Below are 16,066 nucleotides of genomic sequence, written 5' to 3' on the forward strand. Positions count from 1 at the left end.
CCTGCAGCTTTGCCGAAACGATTTTCACAAGCGATTCTGTATAGAAGTGCATAGCCCCGTTCATATAAATTCCTTTCAAAATGAACGTATGGCCAGATCAGCAATTAATGTTTGAACCTGACCGTCTAAAACGGCACAAGCCGCCGGTGCATATTGTCGTCGATCTCCTCCGCAAATATCCGTTCTGGCTGTCACTGATCGCAGGCGCTCTATCGGCAACCGGATTTGCGCCGCTGGGTTTCTGGCCGGTCAGCCTGCTTGCGCTGGCCCTCTGGATCGCGATTATTGATCGAGCAGAAAGCCGAAAAGCCGCGTTCTGGGCCGGCTGGCTATTCGGCCTGGGACATTTTGTTGTCGGACTGAACTGGATCGCCAAAGCCTTCACCTTTCAGGCGGCGATGCCCGAATGGCTGGGCTATATTGCGGTGGTTTTGCTCTCGCTCTATCTGGCCGTCTACCCCGCACTGACGGCGCTCGGCGCATGGTGGTTGGGCAGGGGACGACCGGTCGTTTTTGTTCTCGCCCTCGCTGGCTTGTGGATCATAACCGAATGGCTTCGCAGCTGGGTTTTCAGCGGCTTTATCTGGAATCCTCTGGGCGTTATTGTCGTCGAACTACCCTATGCAGCTAGCGCCCGATCTATTGGCACCTACGGATTGTCCGGTATCGTTATTTGCCTTGCTGGGCTTGTTGGTCCCTTCGTTAGCGGTTTACTCACCCTGCAAGCGCGCATCGCCATGCGCAGGGCATTTGATCTTATCATCCTTGCCATTGCGATAGTTTTGCTCGGTATAATCGGCAGCGCCAATGATATTATCGCCGCTGACAACGACCAATCTGTATCCGGCAACCAGCCCAATATTACCGTCGTCCAGCCCAATATCGGACAGCAGGACAAATGGCAGGCCGGATATGAAGAGCAAAACCTCGCCAAACTGGCCGGGTTGACTAGACGCAAAGATGACGAGCCACGCATATTGTTCTGGCCGGAAGCAGCGATCCCCGATTATCTCGAAACCGGTTATCCGCAGCGTTACTATTATGGCCGTTCACCGGAGATCGTTCGGGCGCAACTCGCCAGTCTGATGAAACCGGGCGACGTATTGGTGCTCGGCGCGCTGAAACTGGAATTTGATGATGCTGGCGCGCCGGATGAAAGGCGGGCCATTGGTGCGCGCAATAGCGTATTTGCCATGGATGCGGACCGCGAGTTGCTGGGCCGCTATGACAAGAGCCATCTTGTGCCCTATGGCGAATATCTCCCGATGCGGCCGCTTCTTTCGGCTATTGGATTGTCGCGTCTGGCGCCTGGAGATTTTGATTTCTGGCCGGGTCCGGGGCCACGCTCGCTTGACCTGGGGGCATTCGGCAAAGCCGGCCTTCAGGTCTGCTACGAGATCATCTTTTCCGGTCAAGTCGTGCATCGGGAGGATCGCCCTGACTTCATCTTCAACCCCTCCAACGACGCCTGGTTCGGCGCGTGGGGGCCACCGCAACATCTCGCCCAGGCACGGCTGCGTGCGATCGAAGAGGGGCTTCCGGTCATCCGCTCTACGCCGACCGGTATATCGGCGGTTATTACAAGCAAGGGCAAAGTTGTTGAGAGCATTCCCATGGGACAGGCTGGCCGGATTGATACCAAATTACCCCGGCCGGAAAGCCCCACAGTTTTCGCGCAATATGGCAATATTCTGTCGCTGGGTTTCGCGCTGATTTTACTCATCTGCGCCATTGCCATACGGCTTCGTGCGCGCTAAGGAACGCATATAAACCTTTCTTTATATCCGAACCCGCGCCCCCAGGCGGCAAATGCTAGGAAAAATCATGCGTTCTGAATTTATCTTCACCTCCGAATCTGTATCCGAAGGCCATCCCGACAAGGTGTCGGACCAGATTTCCGATGCGATCGTCGATCTTTTTCTGTCCAAGGATCCGGAAGCGCGGGTCGCTTGTGAAACCCTGACGACGACCGACCGGGTCATTCTGGCCGGTGAAGTGCGCGGTAATGGGATGATCGATACCGATGGCAATTGGGCACCCGGTGCACAGGAAGAAATCCAGACGGTTGTTCGCGAGACGGTCAAGAAAATTGGCTATGAACAAGAAGGCTTTCACTGGCAGAACTTGACCTTTGAAAACCATCTTCACCCGCAGTCCGCCCATATCGCACAAGGTGTGGATGAGAGCGGCAACAAGGATGAAGGCGCGGGCGACCAAGGCATCATGTTTGGCTATGCCAGCGATGAAACGCCTGACCTGATGCCGGCAACCCTGCAATATTCGCATCAGATACTGAAACAGATGGCGGAGGATCGCCATAGCGGCAAAGCGCCTTTTCTCGAGCCGGACAGTAAGAGCCAGGTGACCCTGCGCTATGTCAATGAAGTGCCGGTTGAAGCGACCGCCCTGGTTGTCTCGACGCAGCATGCGCCCGGCTATTACAAGGATAGCGACAATCCGGCGCTTTACGAAGAACTGCGCGAATATGTCATGGGTGTGTTCCATTCGGTGCTGCCGGACGGCTTTATCACCGACAATACGGTCATTCACGTGAACCCGACGGGGCGTTTTGAAATTGGCGGCCCGGATGGTGACGCAGGCCTGACAGGGCGCAAGATCATTGTCGACACTTATGGCGGTGCAAGCCCCCATGGCGGCGGCGCTTTCTCGGGCAAGGATCCCACGAAAGTGGACCGCTCGGCCGCCTATATCACCCGTTACCTGGCGAAGAATATTGTCGCCGCCGGCCTGGCCAAGCGCTGCGCGATCCAGCTTTCCTACGCCATTGGCGTGGCGGAACCATTGTCTATTAACGTAGACCTGCATGGCACCGGCACGGTCAGCGAAGAGAAGCTGGAAGAAATCCTGCCGAAGCTGGTGCGCCTAACACCAAAAGGCATTCGCACCCATCTCGGCCTCAACAAGCCGATATACAGCCCGACCGCTGCTTACGGGCATTTTGGACGCAAGGCTGATGGTGATCTTTTCACATGGGAAAAGACCGATCTGGTGGATGCGCTGAAAGCGGCAACCAGCTGATTTTTGAGCAAGCGTTCATTGCCAATGGGTAGTGATATTCTTATGCTCTGAAGGATCGGAACGGGAGGCCTACCAAATGCGCAAAATATTGTTTCTGCCGAGCTTTTTCCTTATTCTAGGGTATGCGGAAGCTTCTGCGCAGCCGACAGATATTTCGTCAGAACCAGACCAAACCTGGGTTCATCAGCATACCGGAACTGGTTTTCCGGCCAGACTGGGCGGATTTGATCGCTCCAGAATTCGAGACCTGACAGAGGACCAGCTGGACATTGTTGTTTCTTACAAGGATGCCGATCAGAAGGACGTTTTGACACTCTATCTATATCGTCCCGCGATCAACGATGTTCCATTGTGGTTTGAAACCGCAAGACAAAGTCTGATGGTCGGTGGATTTGCCCAATTCGCTCCAGAATTGGTGACCGAAACTGTCTTCACTCCACCCGGACAGTTGTCGACGGCGGGTATGGTTGTTTCCTATAGCCTGACGGGTTCGGAGTCTAAGAGCACCGCGATTGCCATGGCACCTCTAAATCGTTGGCTCCTCAAGGTTCGTTACACGTCGGCCAAATATGATGCCCAATCATTGGCAGATGAGATCCCGAAGATTGTATCAGCGGTCGAAACCGGTGACATTATTGAACAGGCGCCGGAAGCTTTGGCTGTTAAACCCTGCGCCAAAAAATTGAAGCTGAAGTCAAAGGTAAAGCGTTTTCGCCCGAGTCTGGTTGACGCCTTAATTGGAGGTGCGATCACAAGCACGGCTGAAGAAGAAAAGAGCGACCCAGATAAGCCCGCCGAAACTGTAACCTACTGCCGCGATCCCGGCGAGTACGGGCGGTGGACGGTCTTTCGCGCCAATGAGAGCAAAAACAGCTATATCTTGCCACTGGGAGATTCAGGTAGAGCCTTGTCCGTTTACCGGAACACCTTGTCGGGGGCGATATCTGGCGACAATCGAAGACGCTACACGCCCGTTCACATGAAATTGGGGCAGCAAGACATATTTACTGATATCAACGTTCTTCCGGTTCCCGAAACCCTAGTGGCAGTGATCAATCAAGGAGCCATAATATCCAGTTCTACGACCTGGCCGGACGAGGGTTCGACCATTACGATTGATAGCGGATTGGCAACCGACGAATAGAAAAATTCGAATGTTGTCCCGTTTAACTGCTGCTGATATGCGCCGACTTTAGCATGGCGCTGAGATGGATATGGAGTCCGGTCAGGATGGACGGCGCGCAATCAGATCGCGGAAAAAAAGAATGATCGACAAGCAAGGACGTAGCGACCCCACCACTATCCGCCAGCTTTATGGCCGCAGGCAGGGCCATGCTCTGCGCGAGGGTCAGGTGGAACTCGTCGAAAAGCTGCTACCGCAAATAAGTGTGCCGACAGAGGGCCCGGTGTCCTCTGCGACACTATTTGGCGATGACCGGCCGCTGCACTTTGAGATTGGTTTTGGTGCGGGTGAGCATATGGCCGCGCGCGCGGACATGCTGCCGGATCACGGCTTCATCGGCTGCGAACCTTATCTGAACGGAGTGGTTGGCGCATTACAGCATGTTCGTGAAGGAATATTACCCAATATTCGGCTGCATATGGGCAATGCGCTCGACGTTCTGGAACGTATACCGGACGGTGCATTGAGCTTTGTCTATTTATTGCACCCCGACCCATGGCCCAAGGCGCGTCACGCCAAGCGGCGGTTTATGAACCACGGCCCGGTCGACATGATTGCGGCCAAGCTGAAGCCCGGCGGAGAGTTTCGTTTCGGCACCGATCATCCGGTCTATCTCGAATGGGCGATGATGATCATGAACCAGCGCAGCGAGTTTAACTGGCTTAGCGAAGGGCCCAAAAGCTGGCTGATCCGTCCGGGTGGATGGCCCGAAACGCGTTATGAGGCCAAGGCGCGGCGGCAAGGGCATGAGGTCTGGTATTTCCGCTATCAACGGAAATGAGATTGTAGAGCAGTTTCACGTTAACAGCGTTTTACTGCAATCTATATTTGAATCACCTTGTAAACAGCGAGTTAACCGCGATTTTGTTGGTCGCTGTAGGTATTTTGTTAACCCTCCCAATCTATAAATTGCTTAACCAAAAAGACTGGTCGCACAGCTATTGGATTTTGTAGGAGGCCACACATAGAAATGGGCGGCATTTCATCAAATACTGACGTGGCAGATGCCGCACCCGCAATCGCGGGTAGCGCCACCCCGGCTGACCTGAATATCCAGTCCCGCAACCGGCACTTTGCCAATGCGGCGATGGAGCGTCGGCACTGGGTTGGCGGCGACCCCTATGCGACAGCATTTTTTAACGCCTTGTCGATCACTTTTCCAAAAGGCGAGACCTTCTTCATGAAGGTTCTCAAGCAATATCGGGACGAAGTACCGGAAAAACTCGCCCGGGAAATTCGTGGTTTCGTCCAGCAAGAGGCAGTCCACAGCCGCGAGCATCTGTTTTTTAACAAGCATATCGAAGAATCAGATTTTGACATCTCGCGGTTGGAGCAGACGCTTACCGATGTCATCGACAATATCGCGAGCAAGTCGCTTATCATGCAACTGGTCGCCACAACTTGCCTCGAACATCTGACTGCAATCATGGCTGCCGAATTTATTGCCAATCCAAAGCATTTTCAGGATGCCGACGAAGAGCAACGCAAAATGTGGCTTTGGCATGCTTCTGAAGAGGTTGAGCATAAGGGTGTGGCTTACGACACCTGGCTGTATGCGACGAGAGACTGGAGCCGGGCACGGCGTTGGGCAACCAAGTCGCTATTCATGGTTCGCATTTCCATGGGCTTCGCCAAAAACCGCACCAAAGGTGTCATGGACCTCCTGCGGCAGGACGGTATTTCCGGTCCGCGCGCGTGGTTTGGCTTCTTGCGCTATGCGCTGGTCAGTCCCGCTCCGTTCCGCCGGACCCTGCTGCCATGGTTCCAGTTTTTCCTTCCCGGCTTCCACCCTTGGAACAAGGATGACCGCGACCTGATCCAGCTGGCCGAAAGCGAATATGAAGCCGCAATCATGGACCAACCGGACCAGGACGATACTATTGCCACCTTGGGCAAGCGTAAGGCCGAGAAGCGTCTAAACAGGGTTGCATAACAGCCTTACGCGGCGAGCGGTCGCACGACATCGCTTTCCATGTCGCCTTCCAGGGACAACTGAAATTCAACGGCTGTAACGGAACTGTTACGCCCCTTGCTAAACCGGGGTGCCGTCCGGCCTGTGCGGCGAAAGCCCAGCTTCGTGAGGACATTTCCTGACGCCGGATTATCGACGAAGTGGCTTGCCACAATTTCGCGATGGCCAAGAGCCTTCGCCGTGCTGAGTGCAGCGCGTCCGGCTTCTGTGGCATAACCCAGACCCCAATGGTCGCGGCCAATCCAGTAGCCGAGCTCAACGCTACCATCGGCCATAAGGTCGATACCGCAAGTGCCGACCAGGCAGGGTGAACCCGCCGTCCGCCGATAGATCAGCCAGCGCGGGCTTTTGGGGTTTTGTGGCAGCGACAGAAAATGATCTGCATCATCGCGGCTATAGGGCCATGGTGCACTGGCCAGATTACGGACAATTGCTTCGTCATTAATCGCTTGATACAGCGCATCCGCGTCTTCGGGCCAACCCGGTCTTAACAATAATCTTGGCGTTCTAGCAAACATCGGGACTCTCCGTTTTTTGGCTAACCTTGGCCAAAGTCAAAAAATTTAACCGCCCCTGTGTTGGTTTGACCGCCTCCTACAATGGAGCGATGACAACGCAGTGACATTTTCGACAGGGAGAGACAAAAAAAGGGAGAGGGGGTGACCCTCTCCCTGAAATCTGGTGGTTCTTTTTGAACCATCCGGGTCATCCCTCAAAGGACAACCCGTTATCGATTGTCCGGTTATTCGGCGGCTTCCGCCATGGCATCGACTGACACATATTTGCGGCCGAGTTTGCCCTTGTGGAATTCCACTTTGCCATCAATGAGCGCAAATAGGGTGTGGTCTTTGCCCATACCGACATTGCGACCCGGATGGGTCTTGGTTCCGCGTTGGCGGATAATAATATTGCCAGCTACAACAGCTTCGCTGCCATATTTTTTGACGCCTAAACGGCGGCCTTCTGAATCACGGCCGTTACGCGACGAACCGCCTGCTTTCTTATGTGCCATGGTTTAGTCCTTCTTCTTCGCAGCCGGTTTTTTGGCAGCTGGCTTTTTCGCTGGAGCTTTTTTGGCTGCAGCCGGTTTTGCTTCTGTTTTAGCAGCGGCCTTTTTCGGCGCTGGCTTAGCAGCAGCTTTCTTTGCAGGTGCAGCCTTCTTGGCCGGTGCTGCTTTTTTAGCGGGTGCCGCTTTCTTCTCAGCAGCGGGTTTGTCTTCCGCCGGTTTTGCCGCTGCTTTTTTAGGAGCCGCTTTCTTGGCAGAACCGATAGCACTGATCTTCAGCACGGTATGCTGCTGACGATGGCCGTTTTTACGGCGATAGTTATGCCGGCGGCGTTTCTTGAAGATAATGACCTTCTCGCCTTTTTCCTGCGCAACAATTTCAGCAGCCACGGTCAGGCCTTTGACGTCTTTCATTTCACCGCCGTCACCGGCCAGCAAAACGTCATCAAGGGTTACCGAATCACCTGCTTCACCAGCAAGTTTTTCGACTGCGATTATATCTCCTGCGGCAACACGATATTGTTTACCGCCGGTGCGCACTATAGCGAACATGGCATTTTTCCGTTTCAATCTTGTGGTTCCAGCGCATGGGCAAGGAGACGCGAGTCTCTCGGCTCACGCTGGAAAGAGTGCGCAGCTACTAGATGGGCATGGCTGTGTCAACCAGTATTGGCCGATTTTTAGGCAAGTTTCTGCTTTCAACTGGTCTGGCCTTCACGGCGGAGCAACCGCACCCTTTCATCCCCGTGCAAAGGCCATTGCAGCAGCAATCACCGCAGCCTAAAGGTGCCTCTATGAAATTATCGGTGTTTTTGGTTCCGGCCCTTGGCCTGTCTTTGTCCGCCTGTGCTATGCAAGGAAGTGATTTTCCTTCCCTTGCGAAGCGACCCTATGAGGATGGCCCGGCAATAACGGATACAGCGGCACCAACACCAGAGGTGATGGCTACATTGCCTACGGCGCTTGGAAATGCTGTCGATGCGGCGGTTCGTCAGAGCAACACCGCCCATCAGGCTTTTCTGGCTGATCTGCCGAAAGTGAAGCAAAGCGTATCGGCAGCGCGCGGGGCTGCACCATCCAGCGAATCATGGGTGGTAGCGCAGGTGCAGCTTTCCTCATTGGAAATGGATCGCAGTCCTTCGGTATCTGCGCTGGCGGATATTGATGCACTTTATATGGAGCGACTTGATCAGGAATTTTCCGGTGAAGAAAAAGGGGCTGCTGCCATCATCGGGCAGTTTCGCGAAAAAATTGAGGCGCAGGTTTCCTCCCAGCAACAGGAAATCGAAGAGCTGAAATCGAGCATGCGTTAAAGGGCTTATTTTTGAGCGGCTTCCACTGCCGCTTTATGGGCTTTTGCATTTTCGACATAATGCGCCACACCCATACGCATGCCTGCAATGGCCGGTTCGGGCAGATCGCGCATATATTTGGCCGGTGACCCGGCCCACAGCTGGCCCGTCGGAATTCGTTTATTGGGCGTCAGTGTAGCGCCTGCGGCAAGCATCCCGTCGCCTTCAATCACGCAGCCATCCATTACCGTCGTGCTGAGGCCTACAAAAGCTCGATCTTCCAGCGTCGCTCCGTGGAGCATGACCATATGACCGACCAGCACGTCATCCCCGATAATTGTCGGATGGCCATTCGGTGTGGCCGGTGTGGCACTGTCGCAGTGGATGGTAGTGCCATCCTGAATATTGCTGCGCGCGCCGATTTTAATGTAATTGACGTCCGCGCGGATCACACAATTATACCAGATGCTCGATTCCGGGCCGATTTCCACATCGCCAATGATTTTGCAGCCTGGCGCAATAAATGCCGTTTCATGAATTTTCGGCGTTTTGCCATTGAAGGGCAGGATGAGTGGATCGGTCATGCGTCTGGTTTCCAGTCTTTGGCTTCGATACGATAAACAATGGTCGGATTCAGGTCTTCACCATAATTGGGGTCATGAAAATCCAAATCCGGTCGATGGGTCATGCCGAGACGTTTCATCAGACCCCAGGATGGTTCGTTTCCCGGGACGGTAAGGGCCACTACAAAGGGAGCTTTATGTCTGGTAAACGCCGCATCCATCGTCGCGGATGCGGCCTCTTTCGCATAGCCTTGACCCCAGACATCTTCCCGCAGACGCCAACCGATTTCGAAGGCGCCGGTAAGCTTGGGTTGCGGGGCATTTACGCGTTTCAACCCACAAAATCCAAGCAAAGCATTGTCTGATTTTCGTTCTACAATCCAGAATGTGTGTCCGAAATCGCGGTCGTAGCCCCTGATCCTTTCAACTGCTTCCAAGAATTTTTCACGGGTCTGGACGCCACCGAGCCAGCGCGTGACTTTGGGCGTGTTGAGATAGGTCATGAAAGGATCAATATCTTCATCGCGCCAACCACGCAGGCGCAGCCGTTCGGTTTCCAATATAACGTCACTCATGGAGCAGCCGGGCTGCATCGGCAGCGAAATAGGTGAGGATACCAGAACAGCCGGCGCGTTTGAACGCGATCAGCTTTTCCATCATCAAGGCATCGCGATCGCCAATGCCGGCGGCGGCCCCAGCGGCGACCAGTGCATATTCACCGGATACCTGATAGGCGAAGACCGGTACGTTAAATTCGCTTTTGGCGCGATAGATGATGTCGAGATAGGCGAGACCGGGTTTGACCATCACACTGTCCGCGCCTTCGGCAATGTCGAGAGCGATTTCACGCATCGCCTCATCACTATTGGCGGGATCCATCTGATAGCTTTTCTTGTCGCCTTTCAGAGTGCCGCTCGAGCCCACAGCATCCCGGAACGGTCCGTAAAAGGCACTGGCATATTTGGCGGCATAAGCCATGATCTGTACATTGTGATAGTGCGCCAGTTCCAGCGTATCGCGAATGGCACCAACCCTGCCGTCCATCATATCGGACGGTGCGATAATATCCGCACCGGCATTGGCCTGGTTCAGTGCCTGCTTGGTCAGCATGTCGAGTGTGCGGTCATTCTCAACATAGCCATTGGAGTCAATCAGCCCATCCTGCCCGTGGGTAGTATAGGGGTCGAGCGCGACATCTGTAAGTACGCCGATATCATCCCCCAGAGCATCTTTGATGGCTTTGGTGGCGCGGCACATGAGATTATCGATGTTGAGCGCCTCCGTGCCGTCGTCACTCCGTTTGTCTGCCGGCGTATTCGGGAATAGAGCAACACAAGCTATTCCAAGATCGCGGGCCTCTTTGGCGCGCTCCACAATCAAGTCCACAGACCAGCGCGACACGCCGGGGAGCGAGGTAATCGGTTCTTCGATATTTTCCCCATCCGAAATGAAGAGCGGCCAGATCAGATCAGCCGGGGTCAGATGGTTTTCGCGAACCATTGCGCGGCTCCATGCAGAAGCGCGGGTGCGGCGCAGACGGGTTCGGGGGAAGGAAGGATTTTGGCTCATGTTGATCTAATATAGAGAGGCGGCTCCGTAGGGCAATTGAAATAGCATTGTGTACAGCTTGCAGACACCGCCCCCATCTTTTACGCTGTTGCGAAGATTTGCGGGATGCAGCCTGTCAAAACATCATTTCCACTATTCATCCAGTCTCCATTCAAGAAGGAAGATTTTATGCCTGTGAGATCCCGTTTGGTTGTTCCACTATTATTGGCTGCCACTTTCGCTTTGTCAGCCTGTGGCAGTGCGGATGATGAAAATAGCCTTGCTGGTGCTTTCAACAAAAGCTTTGATGAAAGCTGGAATACAGAATTTGTCGCTGGATGCGTGACAGAATCCAAAAAGGCTGGTGCACCGGAATCTCAGGCAACACCTATATGTAATTGTCTGGCGGAAGAACTGGGCAAGACCCTTGACGGGATCAGCGAAAAAATGAATCCGCCCGAGGCAAAGCTGGAAGCGGCAACCGATATTTGCCTTGGTAATTTCTGAAGCTTTAGCTGATCGATGCTTTGCTCAGCCGACTGATTTCCCGCTGTTTTTTCGGGCCGGTTGATGCGCTTTTCAACGTGCCAAGAGCGGCACCTGGCTCGACTTGTTGCAAACGCTTCAGCTCGCTCTTGAACTTCCTGAGTTCCTTGCCGCCCAGTTCGGCGCGCTGGACGAATTTAACCGAATTGGGGTTGATCGTCCTGCCATTACGATAGAGCTCATAGTGCAGATGGGGGCCAGTCGACAGACCGGTGGAACCGATATAGCCGATAATCTGGCCCTTTCGGACTTTGCGACCATTGCTAACGGCGATCCGGCTCATATGGGCATAGCCGGAAGCAAGACCGCCGCTATGTTTGATTTTGACAAACTTGCCGTAGCCACCTTTCCGGCCAGCAAAAGTCACTCTGCCATCGGTTACGGCATAAATCGGAGCACCATAGCCTCCGCCAAAATCAATGCCGCTATGCATACGTTTATAACGCAGGATCGGATGTCGGCGCATGCCATAACCAGAAGTTCTTCGGCCGTTTGTTGGGCGAACCAGCTGGCCACTGGATTGTCCGACGCCGGATGCTTCAAACCAGTTGGAGCGTCCGCCGCTGGTCCATTTCAGCATCTGTGCCTTGGCCTTGCCGTCGCGTTCTATGCCTGCATAAAGCAAATCACCAACCTCTATCTCTCCCGTTTCCGCACGGCGATATCCGAGGATGATGTCAAATTCATCGGTTGAACGTATGTCCCGCGATACCGACATTTTCTTGCCGATTACCTGAAGATATTTTTGCACCGCATCAGCCGGTGCGCCAGCCGCTCTTGCCGAGCGATAAAGGCTGGACCCTACGGTTCCCTTGATCCTGAGCGGAGTGTCATCGACCATGATCGGCTTGCGATTGAGTTCCAGTTGATCGCCATTGCGCAAGACTTCCAGATTGAGATCGAAGCGCGCCCGGAAAGCCAACTGGTCCAGCGGACGCGGTTGGTTCTTTGCTGGACGGCGGCCGAGTACTACATCGATTTTCGTGCCGGGCTTGATCTCATCGAGACTCACTGCACCAGCAACCAGCTCATTGACTTCGCCAGCTTCGGCATTGGCCACACCGGCGCGCTGTAAAACGCGGCGGAGGCTGTCACCGCGGCCCAAAGTTGCGACCAGTTCAATGGAGGGGCGCTCGGGGCTTTGTGCGAGCGGCCGAACCGCATCGGTGGCGGCCATACGGATGCCGGTATCTGATCCGTAAGCCAGCGGAGCGATGGTTTGCGAGCGGGCTTGATCGGCTCTAAAACCGGTCAGAGCAGCATTTTGATGGCCCTTGATCGGCCCAAAATCGGGCAGACAGGAAATCGCGATGCCGCAGAGCAATACCAAAGTTGCCAGACCGCGAAGCCACGTGAGGCTGCCAATATCTCTGCCAAGGTCCGGCACCCAATCGGTCTGGGCAAATCGGTCTTGCCACCGGTCCAGAACATCGTTGAAATTTTCCGGCAGGGCAAAGGGCAAGGTAAAGGAAGGCGCAGCGGGCTCTGCTGCGATAGCCGCAGCCCCATTTCCTTGATCGGCAAGCATGTCGATACTCTTGAACAAATGCACCCCTTGGCGATGCTGTTTTTTTTAAACCCAAAAAACAGATATGCATCGCAATGATATTTCTGTCTCTGTGAAGGAATAGAGTTAATGTCAAATTAAGATCGGGCTTCCATGACATGCTATGCGGTAAAACGTGTAAATTCGCGGGTATCCGGTCGAAATGCCAAGAATCTTGCCGATTTTACAAGGATTCTGCTTGCCAGTTTGATGCAGATGCGGTGAGGTAAGGCAAATGTCCGACTTCTCCCAGTCTCCTGTTATTGCCGTTCTCGGCCCCACCAATACCGGTAAAACCCATTTGGCGGTCGAGCGGATGTGCGCGCATTCCAGCGGTATGATCGGATTTCCGCTGCGATTGCTCGCGCGCGAAGTCTATGACCGGGTGGTGGCGCTGAAAGGGGCCAATCGGGTTGCTTTAGTGACCGGGGAAGAGAAAATTGTTCCGCCGGATGCGCGCTGGTTCCTATGTACCGCGGAAGCAATGCCGATTGATCGGGATTTCAGCTTTGTCGCCATAGATGAGGCGCAGCTTGGCATAAACCCGGAACGGGGGCATATTTTCACCGACCGGATGCTGAACATACGCGGCCGGGATGAAACGATGATCCTGGGATCTGACAGCCTTCGTCCCCTAGTGGAAAAGTTGATACCGGATGTTGAGATTATCTCCCGTCCGCGCTTTTCCACACTAAGCTATGCCGGGCCAAGAAAACTGTCGCGATTACCGCGGCGTTCGGCGATTGTCGCGTTTTCCGTCGAGGATGTTTATGCGATTGCAGAAATGCTGCGCCGACAACATGGTGGCGCTGCCATAGTGATGGGATCACTGTCGCCGCAAACCCGCAATGCGCAGGTTAAAATGTATCAGGATGGCGAAGTCGATTATCTGGTCGCCACCGATGCCATTGGAATGGGTTTAAACCTGGATGTTTCTCACGTGGCTTTTGCGGCTCTCAAGAAATTTGATGGTCGCCGACGTCGCCGCCTGACGCTCGCGGAAATCGGACAGATTGCGGGCCGCGCCGGCCGTCACCAAAAAGACGGAAGTTTTGGCGTGCTTTCAGGACTGGCCTCTTCCGATGAGCTGGAGCCTGAGGAAATCCAGCGGCTGGAGGATCATGATTTTCCGCGATTGGAATGGCTGTATTGGCGCAATGCTGATCCAGATGTAACCAGCGTCACCAGTCTCATTCAATCTCTGGAAGACAAGCCAAAGGATCGGTTGTTGCAAGCCGCACCGGAAGCGATCGATTTGGCGGTGCTGAAACGGCTTGTAAAAGATCCCGCCGTTAGCCGCCTGGCGACAGGCCGCGCCGAAGTGCGCCTGCTCTGGGAAGCTGCCTGCATTCCCGATTTCCGCAAAGTCGGTGCGGATCATCAGGCGCGATTTGTCGCTTCGCTCTGGCCCTATCTTGTGCAGGGCAATGGCCGCATCCCCCATGCGCGGATGGCACAGGAAATTGCCCGGCTGGAAAATGTTCAGGGCGATATTTCGACTCTTGCCGCGCGCATATCTGCCGCCCGCAGCTGGAGCTATATTGCGCAAAAATCGCGTTGGGTGGAGCAGGCAGAAGTGATGGTGGAGCGCACCCGCTTGCTGGAACGGCGGCTCAGCGATGCCATGCATAGTCAGTTGACCCAGAGATTTGTCGACAAACGCACGCGTGTTCTTATGCGCGGCCTTTTGAAAGGCGCCTTGCCGCAAGACGTTGCATTGGAAACAGACGGTGCTGTATTGGTGGACGGACTTGAAATTGGAACGCTGAAAGGCTTTCAATTTATCGTGCCTTCGGATAGCCGGAGGGAAGACCGCAAGATGCTGCTTGCCGCAGCGGAAAGATATTTGGGACCGATTATGACCGATAAAGCTGACGCGCTGGCAAAAGCACCTGATAGCGAACTGGCTCTGGCTGCGGATGAAGCCGGTCAGCCGGTGGTCTATTGGCAAGAGGCGAAGCTGGCGGTGCTCGCCAAGGGAAAAGACTTGCTGCATCCCGAAATCAAATTTGATCGCGCGCTGAAAGACATTTCACCCGAAAACAGCAAAAAGGCGGAAGAACGGATCAAGCAATGGGTCGAAACGATGAAGGCGAAGCACCTGGAAGGGCTCGTCAAAATTGATGGGCTGGCCAATGATGCGACCACACCGGCTTCGGTTCGTGCGCTGTTTGCCCAGATCGTCGAAGCGGGCGGCATTATCATGCGCCGACAGATTGATCAGGCAGTTCGAGCGCTAGATAACGATATGCGCGGGGTCGCCCGGCGCGGCGGGCTGGTTTTCGGTGCACTGGATATTTTTCACCACGCGCTGATGAAGCCTGGTGCCGTGCTCTGGCGCAACGCGCTTTTCGCGGCGCTGGACGAGCAACCGATGATTGCGCTTCCCGGCGACAATGCGGTCCACCTGAAGGACTGGAAATTTGCTGCTCCTGATCATGCCAGCCGATTGGGCTTTCGCAAGATTGGCAACGAATATGTCCGGGTCGATATGGCGGAACGCCTGGTCAAACAGGCGCATGAGGCGCGGCAGCAGGGGCCTATTTTTGCGGTGGACCCTGCACTGGCGACGTCTCTGGGACTATCGAGCGAAGTGCATGAAGCGCTGCTTGAAATGGCCGGTTTTGCAAAAACGGATGACCATCCGCCAGCCGCCGAACCAGACAAAGCTGAAGCGGCTGAACCTGATGCAAAAGAGGCGGAGAAACCTGAAGCGATCGCCCCAAGTGAAACGGCAGAATCTGCCGAAGTTGAATCGGCCGATGAGATATCTCAACCCGAGACACCGAAGATATATTGGTGCTGGAAAGGCATGGGCAAAGCCCGACCAAATAATCACCGCAAGCATCAAGGAAAGAAAACCGCACATCGCAAGAAATCAGGCAAATCGGGTTCCCAGTCCCGGAAGGCGGAGCCGGTATTGGCTTCTGCCGGCGGTGCCTTTGCCGAACTGGCTGCTCTTAAGGAAGCGATGAAAAAATAGGATGCAGATTTGAGCGGTAAAAAAATTCGTGAACCGGGCCATGATCCATCGGCCCTCAGGATCGATAAGCTGCTCTGGTTTCTTCGTTTTGCACGCAACCGCACGATGGCTAAAAAACTGGCCAACAAGGGCCATGTCCGCCTCAACGGGCGCCGGGTGGATAGGGCACATATGATGGTCCGGCAGGGAGATATTTTAACGATTCCGCAAGGGCGCGAGGTGCATGTGATCCGTATATCCGCGCTTCCCCTGCGGCGAGGCAGCGCTCCCGATGCGCAAAGCTGTTTTGAAAGATTGCGCACTGGCGAATGAATTAGGACCGAAAACCAACTGTTGACGTTCCTAAATTTGCGCAATAGCAGAGACTTGATGGCCGAAAAATCCCGGT

Annotated in this window: 16 protein-coding genes; 9 read left to right on the plus strand and 7 right to left on the minus strand. The window is 54.5% G+C overall.

All coding sequences use genetic code 11. The features are described 5' to 3' along the window. The first annotated feature begins 107 nt into the window (after nt 1–107). The 5 genes from lnt (at nt 108) to AC6I9Z_RS04060 (ending at nt 6,155) form a co-directional block, all read left to right on the plus strand. The gene (gene lnt, locus AC6I9Z_RS04040; RefSeq protein WP_461458658.1) at nt 108–1,757 is read left to right on the plus strand and encodes an apolipoprotein N-acyltransferase; all 1,650 of its coding nucleotides are present in this window, start codon (nt 108–110) and stop codon (nt 1,755–1,757) included. 67 nt (nt 1,758–1,824) lie between these two features. Next, entirely contained in the window at nt 1,825–3,039 is a 1,215-nt protein-coding gene (gene metK / locus AC6I9Z_RS04045; protein ID WP_461458656.1) for a methionine adenosyltransferase, read from the plus strand. Nucleotides 3,040–3,115: 76 nt separating this feature from the next. After that, entirely contained in the window at nt 3,116–4,183 is a 1,068-nt protein-coding gene (locus AC6I9Z_RS04050) for a hypothetical protein (RefSeq protein ID WP_461458654.1), read from the plus strand. A gap of 121 nt (nt 4,184–4,304) precedes the next feature. After that, on the plus strand, nt 4,305–5,003 hold the full coding sequence (gene trmB, locus AC6I9Z_RS04055; protein WP_461458652.1) for a tRNA (guanine(46)-N(7))-methyltransferase TrmB: 699 nt from the start codon (nt 4,305–4,307) through the stop codon (nt 5,001–5,003). Nucleotides 5,004–5,192: 189 nt separating this feature from the next. Next, a complete protein-coding gene (locus tag AC6I9Z_RS04060; RefSeq protein WP_461458650.1) occupies nt 5,193–6,155 on the plus strand; it encodes a metal-dependent hydrolase in 963 nt (320 codons plus the stop codon). Between the two features lie 5 nt (nt 6,156–6,160). Here the strand turns inward: AC6I9Z_RS04060 and AC6I9Z_RS04065 are convergent, their stop codons facing one another. The 3 genes from AC6I9Z_RS04065 to rplU all read right to left on the minus strand — a co-directional run bounded on the left by AC6I9Z_RS04065 (nt 6,161) and on the right by rplU (nt 7,752). Further along, nucleotides 6,161–6,712, minus strand: a complete 552-nt coding sequence (locus tag AC6I9Z_RS04065) for a GNAT family N-acetyltransferase (RefSeq protein ID WP_461458648.1) — start codon at nt 6,710–6,712, stop codon at nt 6,161–6,163. Between the two features lie 224 nt (nt 6,713–6,936). Then, nucleotides 6,937–7,206: a 50S ribosomal protein L27 gene (gene rpmA, locus AC6I9Z_RS04070; RefSeq protein WP_108811240.1), complete on the minus strand. Its 270-nt coding sequence runs from the start codon at nt 7,204–7,206 to the stop codon at nt 6,937–6,939. Nucleotides 7,207–7,209: 3 nt separating this feature from the next. Next, the gene (rplU, locus tag AC6I9Z_RS04075; protein WP_109355759.1) at nt 7,210–7,752 is read right to left on the minus strand and encodes a 50S ribosomal protein L21; all 543 of its coding nucleotides are present in this window, start codon (nt 7,750–7,752) and stop codon (nt 7,210–7,212) included. A gap of 242 nt (nt 7,753–7,994) precedes the next feature. Here rplU and AC6I9Z_RS04080 point away from each other — a divergent pair, with 242 nt between their 5' ends. Further along, nucleotides 7,995–8,513 carry a hypothetical protein gene (locus tag AC6I9Z_RS04080; RefSeq protein WP_461458645.1) on the plus strand — a complete coding sequence of 173 codons (519 nt, stop codon included), beginning with the start codon at nt 7,995–7,997 and terminating at the stop codon, nt 8,511–8,513. 5 nt (nt 8,514–8,518) lie between these two features. Here the strand turns inward: AC6I9Z_RS04080 and AC6I9Z_RS04085 are convergent, their stop codons facing one another. From AC6I9Z_RS04085 to hemB, 3 genes are read right to left on the minus strand one after another with little or no spacing between them, the layout of a single operon-like run. Then, nucleotides 8,519–9,076: a gamma carbonic anhydrase family protein gene (locus AC6I9Z_RS04085; protein WP_109355757.1), complete on the minus strand. Its 558-nt coding sequence runs from the start codon at nt 9,074–9,076 to the stop codon at nt 8,519–8,521. After that, nucleotides 9,073–9,630, minus strand: coding sequence for a GNAT family N-acetyltransferase (locus AC6I9Z_RS04090; protein ID WP_461458642.1), 558 nt, complete (start codon nt 9,628–9,630; stop codon nt 9,073–9,075). Before AC6I9Z_RS04090 ends, AC6I9Z_RS04085 begins: the two co-directional genes overlap by 4 nt. After that, on the minus strand, nt 9,623–10,624 hold the full coding sequence (gene hemB, locus AC6I9Z_RS04095; RefSeq protein WP_461458640.1) for a porphobilinogen synthase: 1,002 nt from the start codon (nt 10,622–10,624) through the stop codon (nt 9,623–9,625). The genes AC6I9Z_RS04090 and hemB overlap by 8 nt, the downstream gene beginning before the upstream one ends. A gap of 168 nt (nt 10,625–10,792) precedes the next feature. On the opposite strand from hemB, the gene AC6I9Z_RS04100 reads away from it, so the two are divergent. Beyond that, the gene (locus AC6I9Z_RS04100) at nt 10,793–11,110 is read left to right on the plus strand and encodes a hypothetical protein (RefSeq protein WP_162558955.1); all 318 of its coding nucleotides are present in this window, start codon (nt 10,793–10,795) and stop codon (nt 11,108–11,110) included. A gap of 4 nt (nt 11,111–11,114) precedes the next feature. On the opposite strand, the gene AC6I9Z_RS04105 is transcribed toward AC6I9Z_RS04100, so the two are convergent. After that, nucleotides 11,115–12,701 (minus strand): peptidoglycan DD-metalloendopeptidase family protein, encoded by a 1,587-nt coding sequence (locus AC6I9Z_RS04105; protein WP_461458637.1) that lies wholly within the window; start codon nt 12,699–12,701, stop codon nt 11,115–11,117. Between the two features lie 229 nt (nt 12,702–12,930). Here AC6I9Z_RS04105 and AC6I9Z_RS04110 point away from each other — a divergent pair, with 229 nt between their 5' ends. Together AC6I9Z_RS04110 and AC6I9Z_RS04115 are read left to right on the plus strand one after the other, a co-directional pair. Continuing rightward, a complete protein-coding gene (locus tag AC6I9Z_RS04110; RefSeq protein WP_461458635.1) occupies nt 12,931–15,678 on the plus strand; it encodes a helicase-related protein in 2,748 nt (915 codons plus the stop codon). A 9-nt stretch (nt 15,679–15,687) separates the two neighbouring features. Next, a complete protein-coding gene (locus tag AC6I9Z_RS04115) occupies nt 15,688–15,990 on the plus strand; it encodes an RNA-binding S4 domain-containing protein (protein WP_461458633.1) in 303 nt (100 codons plus the stop codon). The last annotated feature ends 76 nt before the right edge of the window (nt 15,991–16,066 follow it).

Source organism: Parasphingorhabdus sp. (assembly GCF_059726685.1).